At 64.4% G+C, this 22278-nt stretch carries 19 protein-coding genes; 14 read left to right on the top strand and 5 right to left on the bottom strand.

What is annotated here, in order from left to right; all coding sequences use genetic code 11:
- Positions 1-291 precede the first annotated feature (291 nt).
- On the top strand, positions 292-1320 hold the full coding sequence (gene nadA, locus NKF27_RS16375) for a quinolinate synthase NadA (RefSeq protein WP_045992009.1): 1029 nt from the start codon (positions 292-294) through the stop codon (positions 1318-1320).
- 198 nt (positions 1321-1518) lie between these two features.
- Here the strand turns inward: nadA and NKF27_RS16370 are convergent, their stop codons facing one another.
- Entirely contained in the window at positions 1519-3081 is a 1563-nt protein-coding gene (locus NKF27_RS16370; protein WP_239452522.1) for a M48 family metalloprotease, read from the bottom strand.
- Positions 3082-3228: 147 nt separating this feature from the next.
- Here NKF27_RS16370 and NKF27_RS16365 point away from each other — a divergent pair, with 147 nt between their 5' ends.
- Together NKF27_RS16365 and NKF27_RS16360 are read left to right on the top strand one after the other, a co-directional pair.
- Complete coding sequence (locus tag NKF27_RS16365) at positions 3229-3471, top strand: sulfurtransferase TusA family protein (RefSeq protein ID WP_045991997.1); 243 nt, start codon at positions 3229-3231, stop codon at positions 3469-3471.
- Entirely contained in the window at positions 3468-4589 is a 1122-nt protein-coding gene (locus tag NKF27_RS16360) for an AI-2E family transporter (protein WP_253553282.1), read from the top strand. Before NKF27_RS16365 ends, NKF27_RS16360 begins: the two co-directional genes overlap by 4 nt.
- Before the next feature lie 94 nt (positions 4590-4683).
- Here NKF27_RS16360 and NKF27_RS16355 read toward each other — a convergent pair whose 3' ends face one another.
- Positions 4684-5160, bottom strand: coding sequence for a peroxiredoxin (locus NKF27_RS16355; protein ID WP_253553280.1), 477 nt, complete (start codon positions 5158-5160; stop codon positions 4684-4686).
- 213 nt (positions 5161-5373) lie between these two features.
- Here NKF27_RS16355 and dapA point away from each other — a divergent pair, with 213 nt between their 5' ends.
- Genes dapA through purC form a run of 4 tightly spaced genes read left to right on the top strand, consistent with a single transcriptional unit; the run spans position 5374 to position 8851 of the window.
- The gene (gene dapA / locus NKF27_RS16350; protein WP_045992000.1) at positions 5374-6258 is read left to right on the top strand and encodes a 4-hydroxy-tetrahydrodipicolinate synthase; all 885 of its coding nucleotides are present in this window, start codon (positions 5374-5376) and stop codon (positions 6256-6258) included.
- 60 nt (positions 6259-6318) lie between these two features.
- Positions 6319-7284: a lipoprotein-34 gene (locus NKF27_RS16345; protein WP_162816537.1), complete on the top strand. Its 966-nt coding sequence runs from the start codon at positions 6319-6321 to the stop codon at positions 7282-7284.
- Positions 7284-8081 carry an MBL fold metallo-hydrolase gene (locus tag NKF27_RS16340; RefSeq protein WP_045992002.1) on the top strand — a complete coding sequence of 266 codons (798 nt, stop codon included), beginning with the start codon at positions 7284-7286 and terminating at the stop codon, positions 8079-8081. Before NKF27_RS16345 ends, NKF27_RS16340 begins: the two co-directional genes overlap by 1 nt.
- A gap of 56 nt (positions 8082-8137) precedes the next feature.
- Positions 8138-8851, top strand: a complete 714-nt coding sequence (gene purC / locus NKF27_RS16335; protein WP_045992003.1) for a phosphoribosylaminoimidazolesuccinocarboxamide synthase — start codon at positions 8138-8140, stop codon at positions 8849-8851.
- A 42-nt stretch (positions 8852-8893) separates the two neighbouring features.
- Here the strand turns inward: purC and tsaA are convergent, their stop codons facing one another.
- Positions 8894-9610 (bottom strand): tRNA (N6-threonylcarbamoyladenosine(37)-N6)-methyltransferase TrmO, encoded by a 717-nt coding sequence (gene tsaA, locus NKF27_RS16330; protein ID WP_253556496.1) that lies wholly within the window; start codon positions 9608-9610, stop codon positions 8894-8896.
- 297 nt (positions 9611-9907) lie between these two features.
- On the opposite strand from tsaA, the gene NKF27_RS16325 reads away from it, so the two are divergent.
- Positions 9908-10429: a GNAT family N-acetyltransferase gene (locus NKF27_RS16325; RefSeq protein WP_253553277.1), complete on the top strand. Its 522-nt coding sequence runs from the start codon at positions 9908-9910 to the stop codon at positions 10427-10429.
- Positions 10430-10599: 170 nt separating this feature from the next.
- On the opposite strand, the gene nadC is transcribed toward NKF27_RS16325, so the two are convergent.
- On the bottom strand, positions 10600-11457 hold the full coding sequence (nadC, locus tag NKF27_RS16320; protein WP_045992832.1) for a carboxylating nicotinate-nucleotide diphosphorylase: 858 nt from the start codon (positions 11455-11457) through the stop codon (positions 10600-10602).
- A 107-nt stretch (positions 11458-11564) separates the two neighbouring features.
- Between nadC and ampD the strand changes: the two genes are divergently transcribed.
- The 6 genes from ampD (at position 11565) to NKF27_RS16290 (ending at position 19806) form a co-directional block, all read left to right on the top strand.
- Positions 11565-12122, top strand: coding sequence for a 1,6-anhydro-N-acetylmuramyl-L-alanine amidase AmpD (gene ampD / locus NKF27_RS16315; RefSeq protein WP_253553274.1), 558 nt, complete (start codon positions 11565-11567; stop codon positions 12120-12122).
- A 358-nt stretch (positions 12123-12480) separates the two neighbouring features.
- Positions 12481-15153: a pyruvate dehydrogenase (acetyl-transferring), homodimeric type gene (gene aceE, locus NKF27_RS16310; RefSeq protein ID WP_045992830.1), complete on the top strand. Its 2673-nt coding sequence runs from the start codon at positions 12481-12483 to the stop codon at positions 15151-15153.
- A gap of 74 nt (positions 15154-15227) precedes the next feature.
- Positions 15228-17297: a pyruvate dehydrogenase complex dihydrolipoyllysine-residue acetyltransferase gene (gene aceF / locus NKF27_RS16305; RefSeq protein WP_253553271.1), complete on the top strand. Its 2070-nt coding sequence runs from the start codon at positions 15228-15230 to the stop codon at positions 17295-17297.
- A 289-nt stretch (positions 17298-17586) separates the two neighbouring features.
- The gene (adk, locus tag NKF27_RS16300) at positions 17587-18243 is read left to right on the top strand and encodes an adenylate kinase (protein ID WP_253553268.1); all 657 of its coding nucleotides are present in this window, start codon (positions 17587-17589) and stop codon (positions 18241-18243) included.
- A gap of 100 nt (positions 18244-18343) precedes the next feature.
- On the top strand, positions 18344-19063 hold the full coding sequence (gene tsaB, locus NKF27_RS16295; protein WP_045992827.1) for a tRNA (adenosine(37)-N6)-threonylcarbamoyltransferase complex dimerization subunit type 1 TsaB: 720 nt from the start codon (positions 18344-18346) through the stop codon (positions 19061-19063).
- Between the two features lie 38 nt (positions 19064-19101).
- Positions 19102-19806, top strand: a complete 705-nt coding sequence (locus NKF27_RS16290; RefSeq protein WP_301271195.1) for a class I SAM-dependent methyltransferase — start codon at positions 19102-19104, stop codon at positions 19804-19806.
- On the opposite strand, the gene plsB is transcribed toward NKF27_RS16290, so the two are convergent.
- The gene (plsB, locus tag NKF27_RS16285) at positions 19790-22234 is read right to left on the bottom strand and encodes a glycerol-3-phosphate 1-O-acyltransferase PlsB (protein WP_108448211.1); all 2445 of its coding nucleotides are present in this window, start codon (positions 22232-22234) and stop codon (positions 19790-19792) included. The two genes, NKF27_RS16290 and plsB, sit on opposite strands and share 17 nt — an antisense overlap.
- Positions 22235-22278 lie beyond the last annotated feature (44 nt).

The following is a 22278-nucleotide window of genomic DNA, read 5'->3' as shown; positions in this document are numbered from 1 at the left end:
AGGCGCAATCTTGCGCCGATGCCATGCGTGGAGACTCGGCATAACCGTCCGCCTGCGTTAAACTGTCAAGTGACTCGCCGCTGCGATAGACGCATGGGCGAGGGAGAGAACCACCGGCAGCGGGTCTGGAGCGGCAGTGACGCCTTTCCAGCGCCGCATCAGGAGTCGCCGCTGGCGCTATCGGCGCCGGGCTCCACGCTCGAGGGTTCTCCTGGCGTGTCGCCGAACGGAGCGTTCGCGGCACTGTCCCATCAGCAGGGGGATCCCCTGTCGATCACAGTGGTAGACACGATGACGATCATGACTTCTCGCGCCGAGATCAGAGAGCATCTCGCGCGCCCGTACTGCCCTACCCGTATTCCCTCGGAAGACGCTGCGCGCGTCGAAGAGATCAAGCGCCTGCTCAAGGCTCACAATGCCGTACTGGTGGCGCACTACTACACCGATGACGCTATCCAGCAGCTGGCCGAAGAGACCGGCGGCTGTGTCGCCGATTCGCTGGAGATGGCGCGCTTCGGTGCACGCCACGAGGCCGATACGCTGGTGGTCGCCGGCGTGCGCTTCATGGGCGAGACCGCCAAGATCCTGTCACCGGAAAAGCGCGTGCTGATGCCGACTCTGGAGGCCACCTGCTCGCTGGACGTGGGTTGCCCGGAGGACGAGTTCGCGGCCTTCTGCGACGCCCATCCGGATCGCACCGTGGTGGTCTATGCCAACACCTCGGCGGCGGTCAAGGCGCGTGCCGACTGGGTCGTTACCTCCTCCATCGCGGTGGACGTCATCGAGCACCTCAAGGCCAGGGGCGAGAAGATCCTGTGGGCCCCGGACAAGCACCTGGGCGGCTACATCCAGAAGCAGACCGGCGCCGACATGCTGCTGTGGGACGGCGCCTGCATCGTCCACGAGGAGTTCAAGGCCAAGGGGGTCGAGGACCTCAAGTCGGTCTATCCGGACGCTGCCGTACTGGTGCACCCGGAGTCGCCCGAAGCGGTGGTCAGTCTGGCCGACGTCGCCGGTTCCACCTCCCAGTTGATCAAGGCGGCCAAGGAGCTGCCCAACGAGCAGCTGATCGTCGCCACCGATCGCGGCATCTTCTTCAAGATGCAGCAGGCGGTGCCCGACAAGACCCTGTTCGAGGCCCCGACGGCGGGCAATGGCGCGACCTGTCGAAGCTGCGCCCACTGCCCGTGGATGGCGATGAATGCCCTGGACAATCTGGCCGCCGCGCTGCGAGAGGGCAGCGGTGAAATCCAGGTCAGCGACGCCCTGCGGACCCAGGCGCTGAAGCCGCTGACGCGTATGCTGGAGTTTCAGGCCTGAGGCCAGCCGTCACTTTTCCTGGTGACACCCCGCGCCCACGAGCCCACGCCCACGAGAGAGTCTCGTGGGCGCTTTTGTTCATGGGCCGAGTCGTCTGTGGGCTGGCGGGGCTGAGCGCTGCGTCGCCCGAGCACTGTGTCGCCTGAGCACGGTGTCGTCGCCGCGTCCGTCGCTGTCGGGTTCAGCGGAGCTTCCTGCTCAGCGGAATTTCTCCATGGTCCGGCGGTAGTCGAGGAAGGCGTCTCGACGACGCTGAATGCTTGACCTGGCGTTGAGGTCGCCTTCGCGCTCGGCCATCGCCTCGGCGACCTCCAGCTGGCGAATGGCGCGATCGATCTCACCGGTCAGCTGCAGTTGCTCGGCTCTGGCCAGATGGCCCCAGGCTTCGCGGCCACTGCGCCCGGCGGCTTCCGCCAGCAGCCCGAACACGGTGGGGTCCTCGGGACGGCGCTGGGCCAGTTCGTGGAGTTCCCGGTAGGCCGCGTCGGGGTCGCGCTGCAAGAGCGCCTCGCCCAGCAGCTGGCTGGTCGGTGGGTAGCCTGGCATCAGGCGCAACTGACGCCGGGCACGCTCGATGGCCTCGTCGACGCGCCCGCCTTCCAGCGCCACCTGGACGGCGCTGGCGGGCAGCAGGGCGGTATCCGGGTGGGCCCGTGCCAGGCCGTCGAGCGTATTCAGTGCCGAGCCGGTCTGGCCGGCCCGGGCGTCGATCAGCGCCTGCAGATAGCGCTGGGCGTCCGCCGGCGCCTGGTCCTGGCGCATCACCGTCATCGCCTGGCCGGGCGCACGCTCGTGGATCGCCAGCAGTGCCCGGGCACGGATGAACTGGTACTGCAGTTCATCCGGTGCCGAGCCCGTCACCCGGGTCTGGTTGACCCTGGCCTGGGTGTCGCTGATGCGTGATTCGGTGATCGGGTGGGTCAGCAGGAATTCCGGCGGAGTGCCGCCCTGGAGGCTCATCAGACGTTGCATGGAGCGAAACATGTCGACCATCGCCTGGGGCTCGTAGCCGGCGCTGGCCATGGCCTGCAGGCCGATGCGGTCGGCCTCTTCCTCGTAGCGACGCGAGTAGCGAAGCTGGTCCTGGATCATCGCCGCCTGGCTGCCGGCCAGGGCCGCGATGCCGGCGTCACCGGCGCCGCTGGCGGCCAGGATCAGGCCCGCCAGCATGGTGGCCATGGCAGGCACCTGGGTCTGCTCGGCGCGTGCCTTGCTACGGGCGTAGTGGCGCTGTGACAGGTGGCCCAGCTCGTGGGCCAGTACCGAGGCCACCTCGGCCTCCTGGTCGGCGAAGGCGAACAGGCCGGTGTTGACGCCGACCACGCCGCCGGGGACGGCGAAGGCGTTCAGGGTCTTGTTGTCGACCAGGGTGATGGTGGTGTTGATGCCTCCCAGGTCGCTGTAGGGCACCAGGCGGCCGACCAGCGTCTCCACATAGTGCTGGGCCAATGGGTCGCGCCATTCCGGCACGTGGGCGCGAAACTGGCGTAGCCAGGCACGTCCAAGGCGGGTTTCCTCGCCGCTGATGGCGTTGCTGCCGGTGGACATCAGCGAGGGCAGGTTCAGCTCCCTCGGCTGATCGAGCAGGGTGCCCTGGTCCAGATACTGGGCCTGGACTGTGGTGGCGTTCAGGCTCAACGCAAGCGTCGACGCCAGGGCCAGGCCCGGCATCGGGCGCCAGCGGCCACGATGCCAAGGCGATGCCTGACGGCGTGCCCGCGCGGGGCGAGCGGTGACGGCAAACAGCGTGCGCTTGGGCATCGAAATCCTCGTCGATAGCGTTGGAGGGGGTTGCCTTGGGACATTGATTCAGCCGGAAAAGTGCCTTTAAATCGCAAGGGCTCGCCCCTCGGGGCAACGGCGCTGCGATGTGCAGCGATCCGATATCGCATTCTCTCGGGAGAGATCATGGCAGTGCAACCTGACGATGTGCTAGATGCGTGCGGACTTCCGTGTCCGCTGCCGCTGCTCAAGGCGAAGCAGGCGCTGTCGCGCCTGTCGCCTGGGCAGGTGCTGGAGGTCAGGGCCACCGACGCCGGTTCCTGGCGAGACTTCGAAAGCTTTGCCGAGCACAGCGCCCACGTGCTGGAAGGGCGCGAAGAACGCGACAAGGTCTATGTCTACTGGTTGCGCAAGGCGGGTGATGCATGAGTCTGCGTAGCGTATTTCGCGGCTGGGTCGATCACTACTTCTCCGATGAAGAGGCGGTGCTGCTGCTGGTGTTGCTGGTGGTGGGGCTGGCGGTGGTGATCTGGCTCGGCCAGATGCTGGCGCCCTTTCTCACCGCGCTGGTGGTGGCCTTTCTGCTGCAGGGCGCGGTCAACGCCCTGACGCGACGCAAGGTGCCACACCTGGTGGCGGTCATGACGGTCTTTCTGGCCTTTGTCGGGGTGCTGCTGGCGTTGGCGCTGATCCTGCTGCCGTTGATCTGGAACCAGCTCGCCAGTCTGATCCAGGAAGCGCCGCGGATGTTTGCTGCCGGCCAGCAGATGCTGGATGACCTGCAGATGAGCTACCCCCAGCTGATCACTCCGGACCTGGTCCAGGACTGGATCGCCGTGCTCAGCCGCGAGGCGACCCAATTGAGCCAGCGTGCGCTGACGCTGTCGCTGGCGTCGCTCGGCAATGTGCTGGGACTTATCATCTACCTGGTGCTGGTGCCGATCCTGGTGCTGTTCATGCTCAAGGACCGTGACCGTCTGGTGGGCTTTACCGTGTCGCTTTTGCCGGCCAAGCGTGACCTGATGACCCGGGTGTGGAAGGAGATGGACTGCCAGATCGCCAACTATGTGCGCGGCAAGGCCACCGAGATCGTCATCGTCGGTAGCGTGACCTTCTTCACCTTCGCCTTCTTTGGCCTTCCCTATTCGGCGCTGCTGGCGGTACTGGTGGGTTTTTCGGTGCTGGTGCCCTACATCGGCGCCGCGGTGGCGACACTGCCGGTGGCGGCAGTAGCGGGCTTTCACTTTGGACTGGGGGATCAGTTTCTCTATGTGATCGTCGCCTACGGCGTGATCCAGGCGCTGGATGGCAACGTGCTGGTGCCGGTGCTGTTCTCCGAGGCGGTCAATCTACACCCGGTGTCGATCATCCTGGCGGTGCTGTTCTTCGGCGGCGTCTGGGGCTTCTGGGGGGTGTTCTTCGCGATCCCGCTGGCGACCCTGTTGAAGGCGCTGGTCTACGCCTGGCCTCGCGGGATCAAGGAGCGCAGCATGGCAAGGTTGCCGCCCCACTCTGATGCAGGTACGGGGACCGGCACCGACGGCTGAGCCCTGCTCTCGAGGCGAAACACAATGCCCGGCCAATGGCCGGGCATTCGTTCTTTGCCGGGGAGGACGAGGCTTGCATCCGTGGGCCGGCGTGTCAGGCCTGGGCGTGCAGTTCGCGGGCGGCTTCCAGCACTTCTTCCACGTGGCCCTTGACCTTGACCTTGCGCCACTCCCTGGCCAGGCGACCTTCGCTGTCGATCAGGAAGGTGCTGCGCTCGATACCCAGGTGCTCCTTGCCGTAGAGCTTCTTGAGCTTGATGACGTCGAACAGACCACACACGGCTTCGTCCTTGTCTGATATCAGCTCGAAATTGAAGCCCTGCTTGGCCTTGAAGTTTTCCTGGGCGCGGATGCCGTCACGGGAGACGCCGATGACCACGGTGTTGGCGTCGTCGAAGTCTGCCTTGTGGTCACGAAAGTCGCCGCCCTCGGTGGTACAGCCGGGGGTGCTGGCCTTGGGGTAGAAGTAGATCACCACCTGGCGACCGCGCAGTTGCGACAGGGTGATGGTGTTGTCGCCGGTGGCGCTGGCGCTGAAGTCGGGGACCGGCTCGCCGATGGACACTGTCATGGTGGCTCCAGAATCGCAAAAATAGGCGTCCGATTACACGCAATGACGCTCTTCATGTAAAGACGCGGCTGTACAGGATATGGCCGCCTGAGTACCATTTGTGCTCTGGTCACGACCACGCTTCCCCGGGTCGCGACCCCCTTGGCCACATTCGTTCACCCCGACCGCCATCGTCAGGGTCGCGGGAGGGCAGACAACAGAGGAACAACGAGGATGATCACGGGCAGTATTGTCGCCTTGGCGACACCGATGAAGGCCAACGGCGATATCGACTGGGAAGTGTTGCGCAAACTGGTGAATTTCCACCTCGACAATGGCACAGACGCCATCGTGGCGGCGGGTACCACCGGTGAGCCCACCACCATGACCTTCGCCGAGCACTTCGACGTGATTCGCAGCGTGGTCGAAGAGGTCAATGGCCGCATTCCCGTCATCGCCGGCACCGGCTCCAACAACACCACCGAGGCGGTGGAGCTGACCCGCTACGCCAAGGAAGTGGGGGCCGACTACTGCCTGACCGTGGCGCCTTACTACAACAAGCCGACCCAGGAAGGTTTGTATCAGCATTTCAAGGTAATCGCCGAGACCAGTGATCTGCCGGTGATCCTGTACAACGTGCCGGGGCGTACCTGTTCGGATATCTACAACGAGACCGTGCTGCGTCTGGCCGAGGTCGACAACATCATCGGCCTCAAGGATGCCACCGGCAATCTGGAGCGCGCCGAGGACCTGATCGAACGCCTCAAGGGCAGCGACTTCATGCTCTACTCCGGCGATGACGCCACCGCCTGCGACTTCATGCTGATGGGTGGTCATGGCGATATCTCGGTGACCGCCAATGTGGCGCCGAAGGCGATGCACGAGTTGTGCGCCGCCGCCGTGGCCGGCGAAAGCGACAAGGCCCACCAGATCAACACCCGGCTTCTGCCCCTGCATACCAACCTGGGCATCGAGGCCAATCCTATCCCCGTCAAGTGGGCGCTCAACCGCATGGGTATCATCGAGCCCGGCATCCGCCTGCCGTTGACCTGGCTGAGCGAGAAGTATCACTCCACCATCAGCGAAGCCCTGCAGCTGGCAGGACTGATCGAGGACTGACGCCTGAACCGTGCCTCCGGTCGTGATGTCGTGGACCCAATTTTCAATCAAGGTGGATGCATGAATTCTGCGCTTAAAGGACTGCCGCTGGCGATGATCGCGGCCCTGACCCTGGCCGGCTGTGCCAAGGACGGTCACTATCACGATCGCAACGAGGATTACGCGGGCGCCCGTCAGGCGGCTCCGCTGACCCTCCCCGGCAGCCGCGACCAGAGCCGCTATCGCGATATCATGCCGGTGCCTCAGGCCCGCGGGGACTTCTACGCCCGCGAGGGGGACTTCGCCGCGCCCTTGCCCCAGACGCTGTCTGCCAGCACCGCGGTGGCCGCCGGTGACGTGGCGGTGCGCGAGACCGACGCCGATCGCTGGCTGGTGGTAGGGGCCGCGCCTGCGGTGGTATGGCCGGAGCTCGAGCGCTTCGTCGAACAGCGCGGGCTGGAGATCACCCGCAGCGACAGCGCCAGCGGTGTCATCGAGACCTCCGACGCCAGCCTGGTACTGCGCCAGGGCCTCCGGTCGGGCACCAGTGAGGTTCGCTGTGATACCGCGGGCCAGCTCAACCGGCTGTGCCTGAACTCCCTGCAGCGTCACTTTGAAGCGCGTAGCGCCTCGGCCAGCATCGCCTCGGCGTCGGCCCAGCAGGCCCCCGAAGCCGACAGCGTTCGCTTCGAGCCTCGCGGCGATGACTGGGTGATGGTGATGCCCTTCGACATCGAGCGGGCTTACGCCGAGCTCGCCTTCCAGCTCGAGAACAACTTCGAGATGGAAGATCGCCGCGAGCTGGTCTCCGTGGATGAAAGCGGCAAGCGCTTCGTGATCGACTACATCACCGAGAGCGAGCGTACCCGTGGCTTCATCGACTCCTTGACCTCGATGGATCTGCTTGAGTCGATGCAACGCATCGAGCTCAGGTTGTCGCCCCAGGGGCAGGAAACCCTGATGGAGGCACGTAGCGCCGACGACGAGCCGCTTTCCGGCGATGACCAGCGTGAGCTGCTGCAGCGCATGGAGGGCTTGCTGCGCTGATGAGCGTCGGGCATGCCAATGGTTCCCGGGGAGGCTTGCGTTTCGCCTCCCTGGGTAGCGGAAGCAAGGGCAACGCCACCCTGGTCAGCGACGGCGAGTCGATGTTGCTGGTGGACTGCGGTTTCGGTCTCAAGGAGGCAGAACGCCGGCTGGCGCGGCTGGGTGTACATCCGCGTCAGCTCGATGCCTTGCTGGTCACCCACGAGCATGGCGACCATGTGCGTGGCATCGGCCCCCTGGCCCGTCGCTATGACCTGCCGGTACACCTGACCCCGGGCACCTGGCTGTCCGGCAAGCTCGGCCGACTGCCCAGGACCCACTGGATCACCCCTCAGTCGCGTTTTGCCATCAAGGGACTCGACGTCGACGCCATCACGGTGCCCCACGACGCCCGCGAGCCGGTGCAGTTTCGTATCGCCGCAGGTGACAGGAAGCTGGGGCTGCTGACCGACCTGGGCCACCCCAGCGAACACGTGCGCCAGGCCTTCCGTGGCTGCGATGCCCTCGTGCTCGAGTGCAATCATGACGTGCGCATGCTGGCTGAAGGCCCCTATCCGCCCAGTCTCAAGCGCCGTGTCGGCGGACGTTGGGGGCACCTGGCCAATGGCCAGGCTGCGGCGCTGTTGACCGAACTGGGGCTGGATCGGCTGCAGCGTATCGTCTGCTCCCACCTGTCGGAGCATAATAACCGCCCCGAACTCGCTCTGGAGGCATTGACGCCTCTGCTGGATGGCGACGAGACCCGCCTGACCGTGGCTGCCCAGGATGACGGCCTGGATTGGCAAGCGATTCACTGATTCAGGACCCTGGTCCTGCTTGAACCCCTTTTTTTGATTTGCCTGTGGAGGCACCCATGGAAAAGCGCGAAGAACTCTATGCCGGCAAGGCCAAGTCGGTCTATGCCACCGATGACCCGGATCGTCTGATCCTGCACTTTCGTGACGACACCAGCGCCTTCGACGGACGCCGCATGGAGTCGCTCGAGCGCAAGGGTATGGTCAACAACCGCTTCAATGCCTTCATCATGGCCAAGCTGGAAGAGGCCGGCATCCCCACCCACGTGGAAGAGCTGCTGTCGCCCACCGAGTGCGTGGTCAAGAAGCTCGACATGATTCCGGTGGAGTGCGTGGTGCGCAACATCGCCGCCGGTAGTCTGGTCAAGCGTCTCGGCGTCAAGGAAGGCGAGCCGCTGACACCGCCGACCTTCGAGCTGTTTCTGAAGAACGACGAGCTCCACGATCCCATGGTCAACGAGTCCCTGGCCGAAAGCTTCGGTTGGGCCAGCGCCGAGCAACTGGCCGAGATGAAGGCGCTGACCTTCAAGGTCAACGAGGTGCTCAAGCAGCTGTTCGCCGACGGCGGCATGCTGCTGGTGGACTACAAGCTCGAGTTCGGCGTATTCCACGGCAAGATCGTGCTGGGTGACGAATTCTCACCGGACGGCTGCCGCCTGTGGGACGCCAAGACCCGCGAAAAGCTCGACAAGGATCGCTTCCGCCAGGGGCTGGGCAGCGTCATCGAGTCCTACGAGGAAGTCGGCCGTCGTATCGGCATCGATTTCAGCTGATCCTTCCCCTGAAGAGTTGGCCAGCAGCGGTGTAAGCCAAGCTTACAGCGGCTCAAGGGCGTCCACGCGAAAGCGCAGGGCGCCCTTGTCGTTTTCGGCGCGAAAACGCACGTTGAAGCCTCTCAGGCTGACGCCGTACTGGCGATCGTCGTCACTGCCCTTGCTGCGATAGGCGGGGCGCGGGTCCTGGGCGAGGACCTGGGCGATCAAGCGACGCAAGGAACCATCGTTGTCTCTGCTGGAAAGCACCGCTTCGGCCTCGGCCGAGAACACCACCGGATGCTGCGTCGGCGCTTCAGGTGCAAAACCGGTACGGGCGTCGGGGCGACTCTCGGCCCAGGGCAGGTAGGGCTTGATATCCACCACTGGCGTGCCGTCGACCAGATCGGCGCTCTTGAGCACCAGGCTGACGCCGTCGCGCGTATCGACGTCGATCAACTCCACCAGCGAGAGCCCGAGACGGTTGGGGCGGTGGGTGCTGCGGCTGGCAAATACGCCTATTCGTGCATTTCCCCCCAGTCGAGGCGGACGGACCATCGCTTTCCAGCGGGGCGGACTAAGGTGAAAGATGAAAGTCAGCCACAGGTGGCTGAACCCCTCCAGCCCACGCACGGCCATGGGATCGGCGAAGTCGCCTTCCAGCACCAGACGCGCTCTGGCATCTTCTGCAAGCCCTGGCTGACGGGGTACGCCGAACTTGTCCGGGAAGTCGCTGCGTATGGTGCCGATGGGCGTCAGGGTATAGAGGTCGTCGGGCATGATCTGGTGAGGCTCTGATGTCGAGGCGTTGAGGTGGATGCTGTTACGTCGATGCTTGGATGTCGAAACTCTGATGCCGAAACTCTGATGACGCAGGAAGTGGGTCAGGAGGGACCTCAATGGCTCCAGCAACGCGCTTGCAGGTATCGTGACATGACAAAGCTCCAGTTGGGCATGAAACAACGTCGCCGGGCATCAGGGTGGTCAGGAGTGTTGGATCGTGCCCGCTATCTGGTTAGGCTTGGCGAACCTCGTCGCGCCGGGTTATCCGTCACCGGCCCTGCAGGAGTTCCTTACATGTCCGACCCCAGAATGTCGCAAGCCGTGCCGGCCGAGCGACGTTCCCGTATTCACTACCGTGAGGCCCTCGCCAAGGATGGCTCGGATCAGGCCGAAGTGTTCTATCACGCCGTCATGATGGGGGCCAGTCGCCACTACAGTCTGGCCCAGCGTCAGGCCTGGGCATCGGCGCTGCCCAGGGATGGCTCCGCCTGGCGTGCTCGTCAGGCATTGTTTACTACCCTGGTGGCCGAGTGTGACGGTCGCTGCGTCGGCTTTGTCGAGTTGGATCCCGGTCGCGCGCGCGTCGAGACGCTCTATGTGTGGCCCTCGCTGGCCGGCCAGGGCATCGGCGGCCGCTTGCTGTCGCTTGCCGAGGAGCGCCTGAGAAACGCCGGCGCCCGGCGGATGATCATCGAAGCCAGCCTGATGCTGGCAGAGCCACTGCTCGACGCCGGCTGGGAATCCCACGGTGAAGAGTGGGTCGAGCGCGCCGGAGAGCTGCTGCCACGGCTATGCATGAGCAAGCCGTTGGAGTGACCTCCGCTGGACGTTGGAATGCCCCCCGCTGGACGCTGGAGAGCCCCCCCGCTGGAGAGCCCCCTGAGAGTAATCTCCAGGAGTGCCCCCCGAGAGTGCCCTTCAAGAACAGCCCCCAGGCATAGGCCAGGGTCCAGGCCGGGGGAGCGCTTCTCGAAACGGGCAGGGCGTCAGCCTGCCGGGCCTTCCTCGACCATGCGCATGGACAGGTCGATGGCCTTCACGTCCTTGGTCAGTGCACCGCTCGAGATGCAGTCGACACCTGTCTGGGCGATGGCTTTCAGCGTCGTCTCATCGACATTGCCGGACGCCTCCAGCGTCGCCTGGCCTGCGACGCGGCGCACCGCTTCTCGCATGTCATCCAGTGAAAAGTTGTCGAGCATGATCACGTCGGCGCCGGCGGCCAGCGCCTGATCCAGCTCCTCGAAGGTCTCGACTTCCACCTCCACCGTCAGGTCGCGCGCGATGCTGCGGGCCTCCTTCACGGCGCCGGCGATGCCGCCGCAGGCGGAGATATGGTTTTCCTTGATCAGGAAGGCGTCGTAGAGGCCGATCCGGTGGTTGCAGCCACCACCACAGGCTACCGCGTACTTCTGGGCGATACGCAGACCTGGCAACGTCTTGCGAGTGTCGAGCAGCCGCACACCGGTGCCCTCGAGCAGGTCGACGTAGTGGCGGGTGCGCGTGGCGGTGGCCGACAGCGTCTGCAGCAGGTTGAGAGCCGCGCGCTCGCCGGTCAGCAGGCTGCGTGCGGGGCCTGCCAGTTCGAGAAAGGGTTCGTCTGGCGTCAGTCGATCGCCGTCCGCGGCATGCCAGGTCAGAGCGACCCGGGGATCGAGGCGGCGGAACAGCTCGTCGACCCAGGCCACGCCGCAGAGTATCGCCGGCTCGCGGCTGATGACGCGGGCCTTGCCCAGATGCTTTTCGGGGATCAGTTGGGCGGTGATGTCCACCGGACCGACGTCCTCGGCCAGCAGGCGAGCGGCACTGTTGCGGATGTCTTCGGCAAGGGCGTCCTGAAAGTGCATGGGTATCTCTGTATTGCGGCGCGTGGAGCCGACATTATAGGGGCACTAGCACCTCGACGTCAGTGGGCGAGGTAACGATCCCATATTCAGACAATGGAGACACCAGCATGCAGTGTCACGACGGGTGGCTCGACGGGGCCAGGCGAGTGCCTTCGCCCAACGTCAATGAACGACCCGAAGGAGAAGTATCGGCGGTGGTGGTGCATTCCATCAGTCTGCCGCCGGGTCAATTCGGCGGCGAGCACATCGAGGAACTGTTCACCAACCGTCTGGATCCCGAGGCCCACCCTTACTTCGCGAGCATCGCCGGGCTCAAGGTGTCGGCGCATCTGTTGATCCGTCGCGACGGAGAGTGTGTTCAGTTTGCGCCCTTCGAGGCGAGGGCCTGGCACGCGGGTCGCTCCAGCTGGTTCGATGGCCATTGCTTGCGCCGCGAGCTCAACGACTTCTCGATCGGGATCGAGCTCGAAGGGGACGAGATGTCTCCCTATCGAGACGCCCAGTACCGTGCCCTGGCCAAGGTGCTGCACGCGCTGTTTGACGCCTATCCCGAGATCACCCCCCAACGACTGACCAGTCACGCGCGAATCGCTCCCCTGCGAAAGACCGATCCCGGCCCATCTTTCGACTGGGGGTACCTGCGGCGCTGTTTGCAGCACCGCTAGATGAAGATGCGATGCATCGTTTCGGCATAGCCTGAGCCATCGCCTTCAGGTCAAACGGTAGTTTGTTTACAAGTTGCTGACTTGAGGCGCTTAAGTCATACCCACTTTGGGTTAAGCCATTGTGTTGCAGTGCAATATGAGGTAATTGAAAAATATTTCCATAGCTGCTTCAATTGGCAGTGCAGGGCGTTTGAGGTATCTTCTTGCCCAATCGTGCTCGTTTGGCACGGACATTCTAGTAATATTACTACATGCCTGACGCTGCGAGGCGGGCGGGGAATCATCCCCTCTAACCCGCTCGCTCATTGGCCTCGATCGTGGGGCAATGGACCCCCATCGTCATTCGGAGAGACGTTCTATGAGTCTTGGTTCAAGAGAAGATCTCGATCCGGTCGAAACCCAGGAATGGTTGGATTCCCTGGAGTCTGTTCTGGATCGTGAGGGCGAGGATCGTGCCCGGTACCTGATGACGCGGCTCGCCGACCGTTATCGCCAGGACGGCATGCAGGTGCCCTTCTCGGTCACCACCCCGCATCGCAACACCATTCCGGTGCACTGCGAGGCCCCGATGCCTGGCGATCTGTTCATGGAGCGTCGTATTCGCTCGGTGATCCGCTACAACGCCATCGCTCAGGTCATTCGCAACAACAAGGCGAAGCCGGGACTGGGTGGCCACATCGCCAGCTTCATGTCCTCCGCGACTCTCTACGACGTGGGCTTCAACCATTTCTTCCGTGCCCCCAACGGCGACTTCGAAGGTGACCTGATCTACATCCAGGGTCACGTGGCACCGGGCATCTACGCCCGCGCCTACCTCGAGGGCCGGCTGACCGAAGAGCAGATGGACAGCTATCGCCAGGAAGTCGACGGCAACGGCCTGTCATCCTATCCGCACCCGTGGCTGATGCCGGAGTTCTGGCAGTTCCCGACGGTTTCCATGGGTCTGGGCCCGATCCAGGCGATCTACCAGGCCCACGTCATGAAGTACCTGCACTCCCGCGAGCTGCACGACATGCAGGATCGCAAGATCTGGTGCTTCATGGGCGACGGTGAGTGTGACGAGCCGGAATCTCTCGGCGCCATCCACCTGGCCAGCCGCGAGAAGCTCGACAACCTGATCTTCGTGATCAACTGCAACCTGCAGCGTCTCGATGGCCCGGTGCGCGGCAACTCCCGCATCATCGACGAGCTCGAGGGTGTCTTCCGCGGCGCCGGCTGGAACGTGCTCAAGGTCGTCTGGGGTCGTCACTGGGACCCGCTCTTCGAGAAGGACAAGAAGGGCATGCTGCAGAAGCGCATGGACGAGGCGGTCGACGGCGACTACCAGAACTACAAGGCCAACGGCGGCGCCTACACCCGTGAGCACTTCTTCGGCAAGTACCCGGAGACCGCCGACCTGGTCAAGGACATGTCCGACGAGGACATCTGGAAGCTCAATCGCGGTGGCCACGATCCATTCAAGGTCTACGCGGCGTACCACGAGGCGACCACCAAACCCAATGGTCGCCCCACCGTGATCCTGGCGCATACCGTCAAGGGCTACGGCATGGGTGGCGGCGACGGCGAGGCGGCCAACGAGGCGCACCAGGTCAAGACCATGGAGTACGAGGCGCTCAAGCGCTTCCGTGATCGCTTCGGCATCCCGATCTCCGACGACCAGCTCAAGGAAGTGCCGTACTACAAGCCGGACGACGATTCGCCCGAAATGAAGTACATGCACTATCAGCGCGAACAGCTGGGCGGCTATCTGCCGAGCCGTCGCAATGACTTCGAGGCGCTCGAGATTCCCGGCCTCGATGACAAGACCTTCGCCTCCCAGACCGGCGGCTCCAAGGGCCGCGAAGTGTCTACCACCATGGCCTTCGTGCGGATCCTCAATGGCCTGGTCAAGGACAAGAAGATCGGCAAGCGGGTGGTCCCGATCATCCCCGACGAGGCGCGTACCTTCGGTATGGAGGGCATGTTCCGTCAGCTCGGCATCTACACCTCCGAAGGCCAGAAGTACGAGCCGGTCGACAAGGGCCAGATCATGTTCTACCGCGAGGATCAGAAGGGTCAGATCCTCGAGGAAGGCATCACCGAGGCCGGCGCCATGTCTGCCTGGATCGCCGCGGCCACCTCGTACTCGAACAACAACACCACCCTGCTGCCGTTCTACATCTACTACTCGATGTTCGGCTTCCAGCGGATCGGTGATCTGGCCTGGGCCGCCGGTGACATGCAGGCTCGCGGCTTCCTGTGCGGTGGTACCGCCGGTCGTACCACGCTCAACGGCGAGGGTCTCCAGCACCAGGACGGTCACAGCCTGCTGCAGGCAGCGATGATCCCGAACTGCCGCACCTATGACCCGACCTACGGGCACGAAGTCGCGGTCATCGTGCAGGATGGTCTGAAGCGGATGTTCTCCGACAAGGAAAACTGCTTCTACTACCTGACCCTGATGAACGAGAACTACGAGCACCCCGAGCTCGAGGAGATTCCCGCCGAGGACATCATCAAGGGCATGTACCTGCTGCGCGAGACCAAGGGCAAGAAGGGCCACGTCCAGCTGCTGGGCTCCGGTACCATCCTGCGCGAGGTCGAGGCTGCCGCCGAGATACTGGCCGAAGAGTGGGGTGTGGGCTCCGACATCTGGAGCGTGACCAGCTTCAATGAGCTGCGCCGCGAGGCCCTGGGGCTCGATCGTCAGGCCTTCATCAACCCGGATGCGGACCCCGAGAAGCCTCACGTCACCAAGTGTCTGGAAGGGCGCAAGGGACCGGCGATCGCCTCGACCGACTACATGAAGCTGTACGCCGACCAGGTCCGCGCCTGGGTGCCGACCGACTATCATGTACTGGGCACCGACGGCTATGGTCGCTCCGACACCCGCGAAGCGCTTCGCCGGTTCTTCGAGGTCGACCGCTACTACGTCACCGTGGCGGCGCTCAAGGCGCTGGCCGATCGTGACGAGATCGACCGCAAGGTCGTGGCCGAGGCACTCAAGAAGTACGACATCGACCCGAACAAGCCCAACCCGCTCGAGGTGTAAGGCATCGGTTGGACTGTCCGGTGGCATGGCGGGCCGGTGGCCCGCCTCCGTCAAGAGTTTGAAGGAGCGCGACCTTGAGTAGCGAAATCATCAAAGTGCCCGATATCGGTGGTGACACCGATGTGGAAATCATCGAAGTCGCGGTGTCCGAAGGTGACGTGATCGAGCCGGAAGACACCCTGATTACCCTGGAATCCGACAAGGCCAGCATGGACGTGCCGGCGCCCAAGGGCGGCAAGGTCCTCAAGGTTCTGGTCAAGGAAGGCGACACCGTCTCGGAAGGCGATGACATCGTCGAGATCGAGGCCGAAGGTGGTGGCGACGCCGACGAGGATGCTGACGCCGACGCCGATTCGGCTGAAGAGTCGCAGGCCGATTCCGGCGGCGACGAGCAGGAAGCGCCCAAGTCCGACGACAAGCCGGCACCGAAGAAGAAGAGCGGCGGTGGCAGCAAGACCGTCGAGATCAAGGTGCCGGACCTGGGTGGCTCCAGCGACGTCGAGATCATCGAGGTGGCGGTGTCCGAAGGCGACGAGGTCGGCGAGGAAGACACCCTGATCACCCTGGAGTCCGACAAGGCCTCCATGGACGTGCCGAGTCCCCACGCCGGCAAGCTGGTCAGCCTGACCGTCAAGGAAGGGGATACCGTCTCCGAAGGTGACGTCATCGGCTCCATGGAAGTCGCCGGTGAAGGCGATGATGGCGATGACGAGTCTGCTGATGAGTCTGGCGATGAGTCTGCCGATGATAGTGCAGCCGAGTCCGCCGAAAGCGCGTCGGAAGAGCAGGAAGAGGACGATTCCGACGACGAGGCCGCCGAAGGTGGTCGTCAGGAGGTTCGTGTCCCCGACCTGTCCGGTTCCAGCGACGTGCCGATCATCGAGATGGCCGTCAGCGAAGGTGACGAGGTGGACGTCGAGGACGCCCTGATCACCCTGGAGTCCGACAAGGCCTCCATGGACGTGCCGAGTCCGTTCAAGGGCAAGGTGGTGGAGCTGTCGGTGAAGGAAGGCGACAGTGTCTCTGAGGGTGACCTGATCGGCTACATCGAGGTCGCCGGCGCGGCGCCCAGGAAGAAGGCGCCGAAGAAGGACGCTCCCAAGAAGGACGCCCCGAAAAAGGATGCCCCGAAGAAGGATGCCCCGAAGAAGGACGCACCCAAGCAGCAGGCGGCCTCCGGTCAGGGCTCTGCGGTGGCCGACAAGCCGCGTGATGCCAAGAGCGTCCACGCCGGCCCCGCGGTGCGCATGCTGGCCCGCGAACTGGGTGTCGACCTGGCCCTGGTGAAGCCCTCCGGTCCCAAGGACCGAGTGCTCAAGGAAGACGTGCAGAACTACGTCAAGCAGGCCATGGCCAACCAGGGCAAGGGCAAGAGCGACGCCGCTGCGGCACCTGCTGCCGGGGGCTCTGGCATTCCGCCGATCCCGGATCAGGACTTCAGCCAGTTCGGCGAGATCGAAGAGAAGCAGATGGGCCGCCTGATGAAGATGGGCGCCAACAATCTGCATCGCAGCTGGGTCAATATTCCCCACGTCACGCAGTTCGACGAGGCGGACATCACCGAGCTCGAGGCCTTCCGCAAGTCGATGAAGGCCGAGGCGGAAGCCCAGGGCGCCAAGCTGACTCCGCTGCCGTTCCTGATCAAGGCGTGCGCCTATGCCTTGAACAAGTACCCGCAGTTCAACGTCAGCCTCAAGGCCGACGGCGAGACCGTGGTGCAGAAGAAGTACGTGCACATTGGTATCGCCGTGGATACGCCCGATGGCCTGATGGTGCCGGTGATCCGTGATGCCGACAAGAAGTCGCTGATCGACCTGGCCAAGGAGTCGGTGGAGCTGGCCAAGAAGGCTCAGTCGAAGAAGCTCAAGCGTGACGAGATGACCGGTGGTTGCTTCACCATCTCGAGCCTGGGCTCCATCGGCGGGACCGCCTTCACGCCCATCGTGAACCCGCCGGAGGTGGCGATCCTCGGGGTCTCCAAGGCGTCGATGAAGCCGGTGTGGAATGGCGCGGACTTCCAGCCGCGACTGATGATGCCGCTGTCGCTGTCCTATGACCACCGTGCCGTCAACGGCGCCGATGCCGCGCGCTTCACCGCGTTGCTGGGACAGTTGTTGACCGACGTGCGACGCCTTCTGCTGTAATTCAGGCTGAATGCGAGAACAGAACGGCGCCGCAAGGCGCCGTTTCTCGTCCTGCCGTCAGCTCTGACAGGGTGCCATGTGGATGTGCCAGGCCGGGCGAATCGTGACGCTTTGATGACTCCTGACCAAAGTGCAATCTAGATGCCAGCAGGTTGATGTTAAACGCTTTTTCTGCAGGTTTTCGGTGAGTTGCGAGTAACCTCAGGTTGTGTCGCCAAGACGGCACGGGTATTGTTCGCTTAACTCATTCTTCACCCCGACTTTTCGCTTTCTCTAAGGAGTTCCAACGATGCGTTTGATCCTCTTGGGTGCCCCGGGTGCCGGCAAGGGCACCCAGGCCCAATTCATCTGTGAACGCTACGATATCCCACAGATTTCCACTGGTGACATGCTGCGTGCGGCGGTCAAGGAAGGCAGTGAACTGGGCCTCAAGGTGAAGGAAATCATGACCACCGGTGGCCTGGTCTCCGATGACATCATCATCGCCCTGGTCAAGGAACGCATCGCCCAGCCTGACTGCGCCAATGGTTTCCTGTTTGATGGCTTCCCGCGCACCATTCCCCAGGCCGATGCCATGAAGGAAGGTGGCGTCAAGATCGATCACGTGCTCGAGATCGCCGTGGCCGACGAGGAAATCGTCAATCGTCTGGCGGGGCGTCGGGTCCACCCGGCGTCCGGCCGCGTCTACCACGTCGACCACAATCCGCCCAAGGAAGACGGCAAGGATGATGTGACCGGCGAGGCGCTGGTTCAGCGTGATGATGATCGCGAGAATACCGTTCGCAATCGTCTGTCGGTCTACCACGAGCAGACCGAGCCGCTGGTGGGCTACTACCAGCAATGGGCCCAGCAGGCGCCTGAGGACGCCCCGCGCTATCATCGCGTGGAAGGCGTGGGGAGTGTCGACGACATTACTCGTCAGGTACTCGAGGCCCTCGAAGGCTGATCTAACGCACCACGCTTGCTGCATTCGACTCACGGCTCGCCCCAAGGCGGGCCGTGAGTCGTTTATAATGTGCCGGATTCACTACCAGGATGAGCCTGACATGACCTTGATTGTGGCCCTCGATGCCTCCTCGAGCGCCTGCTCCGCGGCCCTGCTGCGTCGCCAGGAGGGTAGCCCGGACGAGGTGATAGCGCGTTTTGCGCAGACCCCGCGAGAGCATACCCGCCGTCTGTTGCCGATGGTCGACGAGGTGCTGGCCGAGGCCGGGGTGGCGGCCAGCGAACTGGACGCCGTGGCCTACGGGCGCGGACCAGGCTCCTTCACAGGCTTGCGGATTGCCGCGGGTGTGGCCCAGGGGCTGGCCTACGGACTGGACCGGCCGCTGGTCGGTGTATCGACGCTGGAGGCACTGGCGCTGGGCGGCCACCTGCGCCATCGCTATCGCTACATGGTCACCGCGCTGGACGCCCGCATGGGCGAAATCTACGTCGGTGCCTGGCGGGTCGAGGATGGGCGGCCGTTGGCACTGATGGACGAAGCGGTGCTGCCGCCCGAACGACTGGTGCTGCCCCGCGAGCATGAAGACCATGATTGGGTGGGACTGGGGTCTGGCTGGGCGCTGTGGGATCAGATGCCCGCCGAGATCCAGGCCAGCCTCAATCTGACCGTGACCGATGTCGACCCTGCCGCCGAGGACATGGTGCGGCTGGCCGTCGAGGTCTTTGCCGCAGGCGATGCCCAGCGCCCCCATGACGCCCAGCCCGTCTATCTGCGCGACCAGGTGGCCTGGAAGAAGACCGAGCGAAAGGCGCGTTCGTGAGTGTTCGCCTGAGCCCTGACCTGGTGCTGCCCTTCGTGTTGGACAGCGATCCCGAGGCGGCGCTGGCGCTGGAACGGGATGACCAGGGTCGGCTGGTGCTGGTCGGTGACGAGGCCCGCTATGGCAAGCCGCTGTGGGTGGACTTCGTCGGTGGGCGAGCCGGCCACCGACGGCGTTTCGGCGGCGGGCGCGGTCAGCTGGTGGCTCGGGCCTGTGGTCTGGCCAAGGGCGTCACCCCGAGCATCATCGATGCCACCGCGGGTCTAGGCCGTGACGCCTTCGTGCTGGCGAGCCTGGGCGCCGAGGTGCTGCTGATCGAGCGGGTAGCCGCGATTGCGGCCCTGCTGGATGACGGACTCCGGCGTGCCCGGGAGGATAGCGACACTCAGGAAATGGCGGCGCACATGCACCTTGCCCACGGCGACAGCAGTCGTGAGCTTGGCGCCATCGTGGCAGCGGCCGGGGTAGCCCCGGAGGTGATCCACCTGGACCCGATGTTCCCCCACCGCGACAAGTCGGCCCTGGTCAAGAAGGAGATGCGGCTGTTTCGCGAGTTGGCGGGGGACGATGACGATGCACCGCGGCTATTGGAAGCGGCGCTGGACGTCGCCAGCCACCGCGTGGTGGTCAAGCGTCCGCGCAAGGCGCCTCCCATAGCAGGCCCCGAGCCGAGGCATCGACTCGAGGAGAAGACCAGCCGCTACGACATCTACGTGCACCGCTCGCTCAAGGCTGAGCGCTGACCTCCGAGGGAGTCTCGATGGCCTCCTCGCGGTGACGGCTGATCAACGCCAGCCGCCGTCGCAGCGAGGCGTCGAGCAGGCGTGAGGCCCGCTGGGCCGCGCGCTTGAGGCACTCGTCGAAGTGCAGCCGGTCCTGCTCGAGCCACACCCAGCCTTCCTGTTCCAGGGTATCGATCAGGGTCTCGAACAGCTTGGGGTCGAAGAACTCCGGTGCCTCGCGACCGCTGAGCAGTCCAAGGCGTTCCGACAGCGCACGCGAGCGCTCCTTCAGGGTGGCCCGGTCCAGTGCCCCCGATCCGGATCGCAGCAGCACCTCGATCAGCAGGGCGTTGCGCTCCAGCGATGGCTGGATCATACGGCCGATCAGCTCGAGGCGTTCTCGGCCTTCGAGGCTTTCCACCGGCGTAAAGCCTTCGCCATGGCGCTCCAGTAGCCCCAGGTCCACCTGGACGGCAAGAATGGCCGCGAGGCGTTCTTTCATGTCCGCGCTTTCATCGACACAGAACTCCCGGGCCAGCGGTGGCCAAAGCGGCGTCAACAGGTCGCAGAGTTCGTGGAGGCTGCGTTGATGGCGGCTGCGAAAGGCGAAGGCAACCAGCGCCGGCAGGGCGAACAGGTGCAGCACGTTGTTGCGATACCAGGCCAGCAGTGCCGCCTGCTCGGGCGTGGCGCTGACGATGTCACCAAGGCTATGGGCGTGGCGCTCGACCATGTCCAGGTCCACCGCCCTGGCGATGCAGGCTTCCGGAGACTCGTCGGGCAGACTGGGTCTTTCGCCGCAGGCGGGGCTGTCGGCCAGGCGACAGAGCAGGGCAAGCTGGTCGGTCAGGGTGGCGTACTCCAGGGCGCGGTGCGGGGACGATAGTAGCGCGAGGCCTGTCAGGTTGATGGCATTCAGCGCCGCCACCCGATTGATGCGTCGGGTCAGGGATCTGCCAAGCGTGGTGACCGTCGGCGCCAGCCAGTCGGGGCGCGGCGATTCGTCGTCTCGCCAGCCGGGGGCGTGGCTATCGAGAAAGCCCCCGATGGGCAGCGGCTCGCCGATATTGACCGATACCCGGCCGTAGGGCTCGCGCAGACGTCCGAGCACCCGCAGCAGGTCCAGCGGGGACTCCTTGCGCTTCTTGCCACCGCCCAGTTCGCGCTGGTAGCTGGAGTTCTCGAGAATGCGCTCGTAGCCGATATAGACCGGAACAAAGACCATCGGCCGCTCGTCGACCCGCTGGCAGCGCAGGAAGGACCGCAGTGTCATCGCCAGCATGCCGGGACGAGGCGTGAGCATGCGACCGCTGCGGGAACGACCGCCTTCGATGAAGTACTCCATCGGATAGCCCCGGGCCAGCAGGCGGTGCAGGTATTCGTTGAACACCGCGCCGTAGAGGCGGTTGTCGCGAAAGCTGCGACGCAGGAAGAAGGCGCCACCACGTCTCAGCAAAGGGCCGATCAACGGCATGTCAAGGTTGCGTCCTGCGGCGATGTGGGGCGGCATCAAGCCTTCGCGGTAGAGCACGTAGGACAGCAGCAGGTAGTCGATATGGCTGCGGTGGCAGGGCACGTAGATCAGGGTGTGATCCTCGGCCAGGGCCTTGACCTCTTCCAGACCATTGACGTCGACGCCGTCGTAGAGCCGGTTCCACAGCCGCTTCAAGGCGCCGGCCAGAAAGCGCAGCACCGGATAGGTCATGTTGGCCGCGATCTCGTGGCCATAGCGTCTGGCGCGTCGCTTGAGTCGTTTGCGTGAGCTGGCCTTCTCTGCCAGTTGGTCGATCTCCCGACGCACCTCGTCGCTTGCCACCACTCCCTGGATCATCGTGCTGCGGTGCGACAGGTCCGGCCCCAGCACCCGCGTACGCACCCGGCGAAAGTGTACCCGCAACAGCCTTGCCGCCTTGCGGTTGGTGCGTGGGGCGTCACCGTCATGCAGTTCTTCGAGGTGCAGCGGGGCGCCGAACTGGATCTCCACGTCGCGGCCGTTGACCAGCACCGACAGCGCTCGCCGCAGTCGTCCGGTCAGGCGCCAGCTGTCCGCTGCCAGCAGATGCCAGAGGCCGAAGTCCTTGCCCGGGGCTCGCCCCCAGAACACACTGACGGGCACCAGCTGTATCCGGGTGTCGCTGGTGATCAGCTCGGTGAAGGGCGCGACACCGGTGGCTTGGCCCGGCCACAGCCGGAACCGGCGTGCCGGCAGCGCCACGCAGCGCGGCAGGTTGCTGTCGGGCAGCGCCAACCGGCCACGCGCCGGGGGCAGGCCATGACGTTGGCAGTAGCTGTCCAGCAGCAGGGCGTCGCTCAGCGAGGGGCGCGGTAGCACATAGAGCGTCGGTAGCTGCGGATCCAGCGCCAGTTTATCCGGCGTCGGTTCCGCCAGCCGAACCTCGGTCCACAGTTCGATGAGTCGGCGCAGCGGTGCGCGAAGCATGCCAGGCATAGCAATTCCGTTGTTCGGGGCAGTAGGCGAGGACCGTCTGCGGG

Source organism: Halomonas sp. DN3, assembly GCF_024137905.1.
GTDB classification, from domain to species: domain Bacteria; phylum Pseudomonadota; class Gammaproteobacteria; order Pseudomonadales; family Halomonadaceae; genus Halomonas; species Halomonas litopenaei.
The sequence above is the reverse complement of the archived record's forward strand: the minus strand, read 5'-3'. Positions and strand labels throughout refer to the sequence as shown.

What these genes read in the sequence shown, in the direction of transcription:
- NKF27_RS16370 (WP_239452522.1), bottom strand. Translation starts at nt 3,081, where the DNA reads ATGCCCAAGCGCACGCTGTTTGCCGTCACCGCTCGCCCCGCGCGGGCA.
- nadA (WP_045992009.1), top strand. Translation starts at nt 292, where the DNA reads ATGACGATCATGACTTCTCGCGCCGAGATCAGAGAGCATCTCGCGCGC.
- NKF27_RS16345 (WP_162816537.1), top strand. Translation starts at nt 6,319, where the DNA reads ATGAATTCTGCGCTTAAAGGACTGCCGCTGGCGATGATCGCGGCCCTG.
- NKF27_RS16360 (WP_253553282.1), top strand. Translation starts at nt 3,468, where the DNA reads ATGAGTCTGCGTAGCGTATTTCGCGGCTGGGTCGATCACTACTTCTCC.
- plsB (WP_108448211.1), bottom strand. Translation starts at nt 22,234, where the DNA reads ATGCCTGGCATGCTTCGCGCACCGCTGCGCCGACTCATCGAACTGTGG.
- nadC (WP_045992832.1), bottom strand. Translation starts at nt 11,457, where the DNA reads ATGCACTTTCAGGACGCCCTTGCCGAAGACATCCGCAACAGTGCCGCT.
- dapA (WP_045992000.1), top strand. Translation starts at nt 5,374, where the DNA reads ATGATCACGGGCAGTATTGTCGCCTTGGCGACACCGATGAAGGCCAAC.
- tsaA (WP_253556496.1), bottom strand. Translation starts at nt 9,610, where the DNA reads ATGCCCGACGACCTCTATACCCTGACGCCCATCGGCACCATACGCAGC.
- NKF27_RS16355 (WP_253553280.1), bottom strand. Translation starts at nt 5,160, where the DNA reads ATGACAGTGTCCATCGGCGAGCCGGTCCCCGACTTCAGCGCCAGCGCC.
- aceE (WP_045992830.1), top strand. Translation starts at nt 12,481, where the DNA reads ATGAGTCTTGGTTCAAGAGAAGATCTCGATCCGGTCGAAACCCAGGAA.
- tsaB (WP_045992827.1), top strand. Translation starts at nt 18,344, where the DNA reads ATGACCTTGATTGTGGCCCTCGATGCCTCCTCGAGCGCCTGCTCCGCG.
- NKF27_RS16365 (WP_045991997.1), top strand. Translation starts at nt 3,229, where the DNA reads ATGGCAGTGCAACCTGACGATGTGCTAGATGCGTGCGGACTTCCGTGT.
- adk (WP_253553268.1), top strand. Translation starts at nt 17,587, where the DNA reads ATGCGTTTGATCCTCTTGGGTGCCCCGGGTGCCGGCAAGGGCACCCAG.
- purC (WP_045992003.1), top strand. Translation starts at nt 8,138, where the DNA reads ATGGAAAAGCGCGAAGAACTCTATGCCGGCAAGGCCAAGTCGGTCTAT.
- NKF27_RS16340 (WP_045992002.1), top strand. Translation starts at nt 7,284, where the DNA reads ATGAGCGTCGGGCATGCCAATGGTTCCCGGGGAGGCTTGCGTTTCGCC.
- ampD (WP_253553274.1), top strand. Translation starts at nt 11,565, where the DNA reads ATGCAGTGTCACGACGGGTGGCTCGACGGGGCCAGGCGAGTGCCTTCG.
- NKF27_RS16325 (WP_253553277.1), top strand. Translation starts at nt 9,908, where the DNA reads ATGTCCGACCCCAGAATGTCGCAAGCCGTGCCGGCCGAGCGACGTTCC.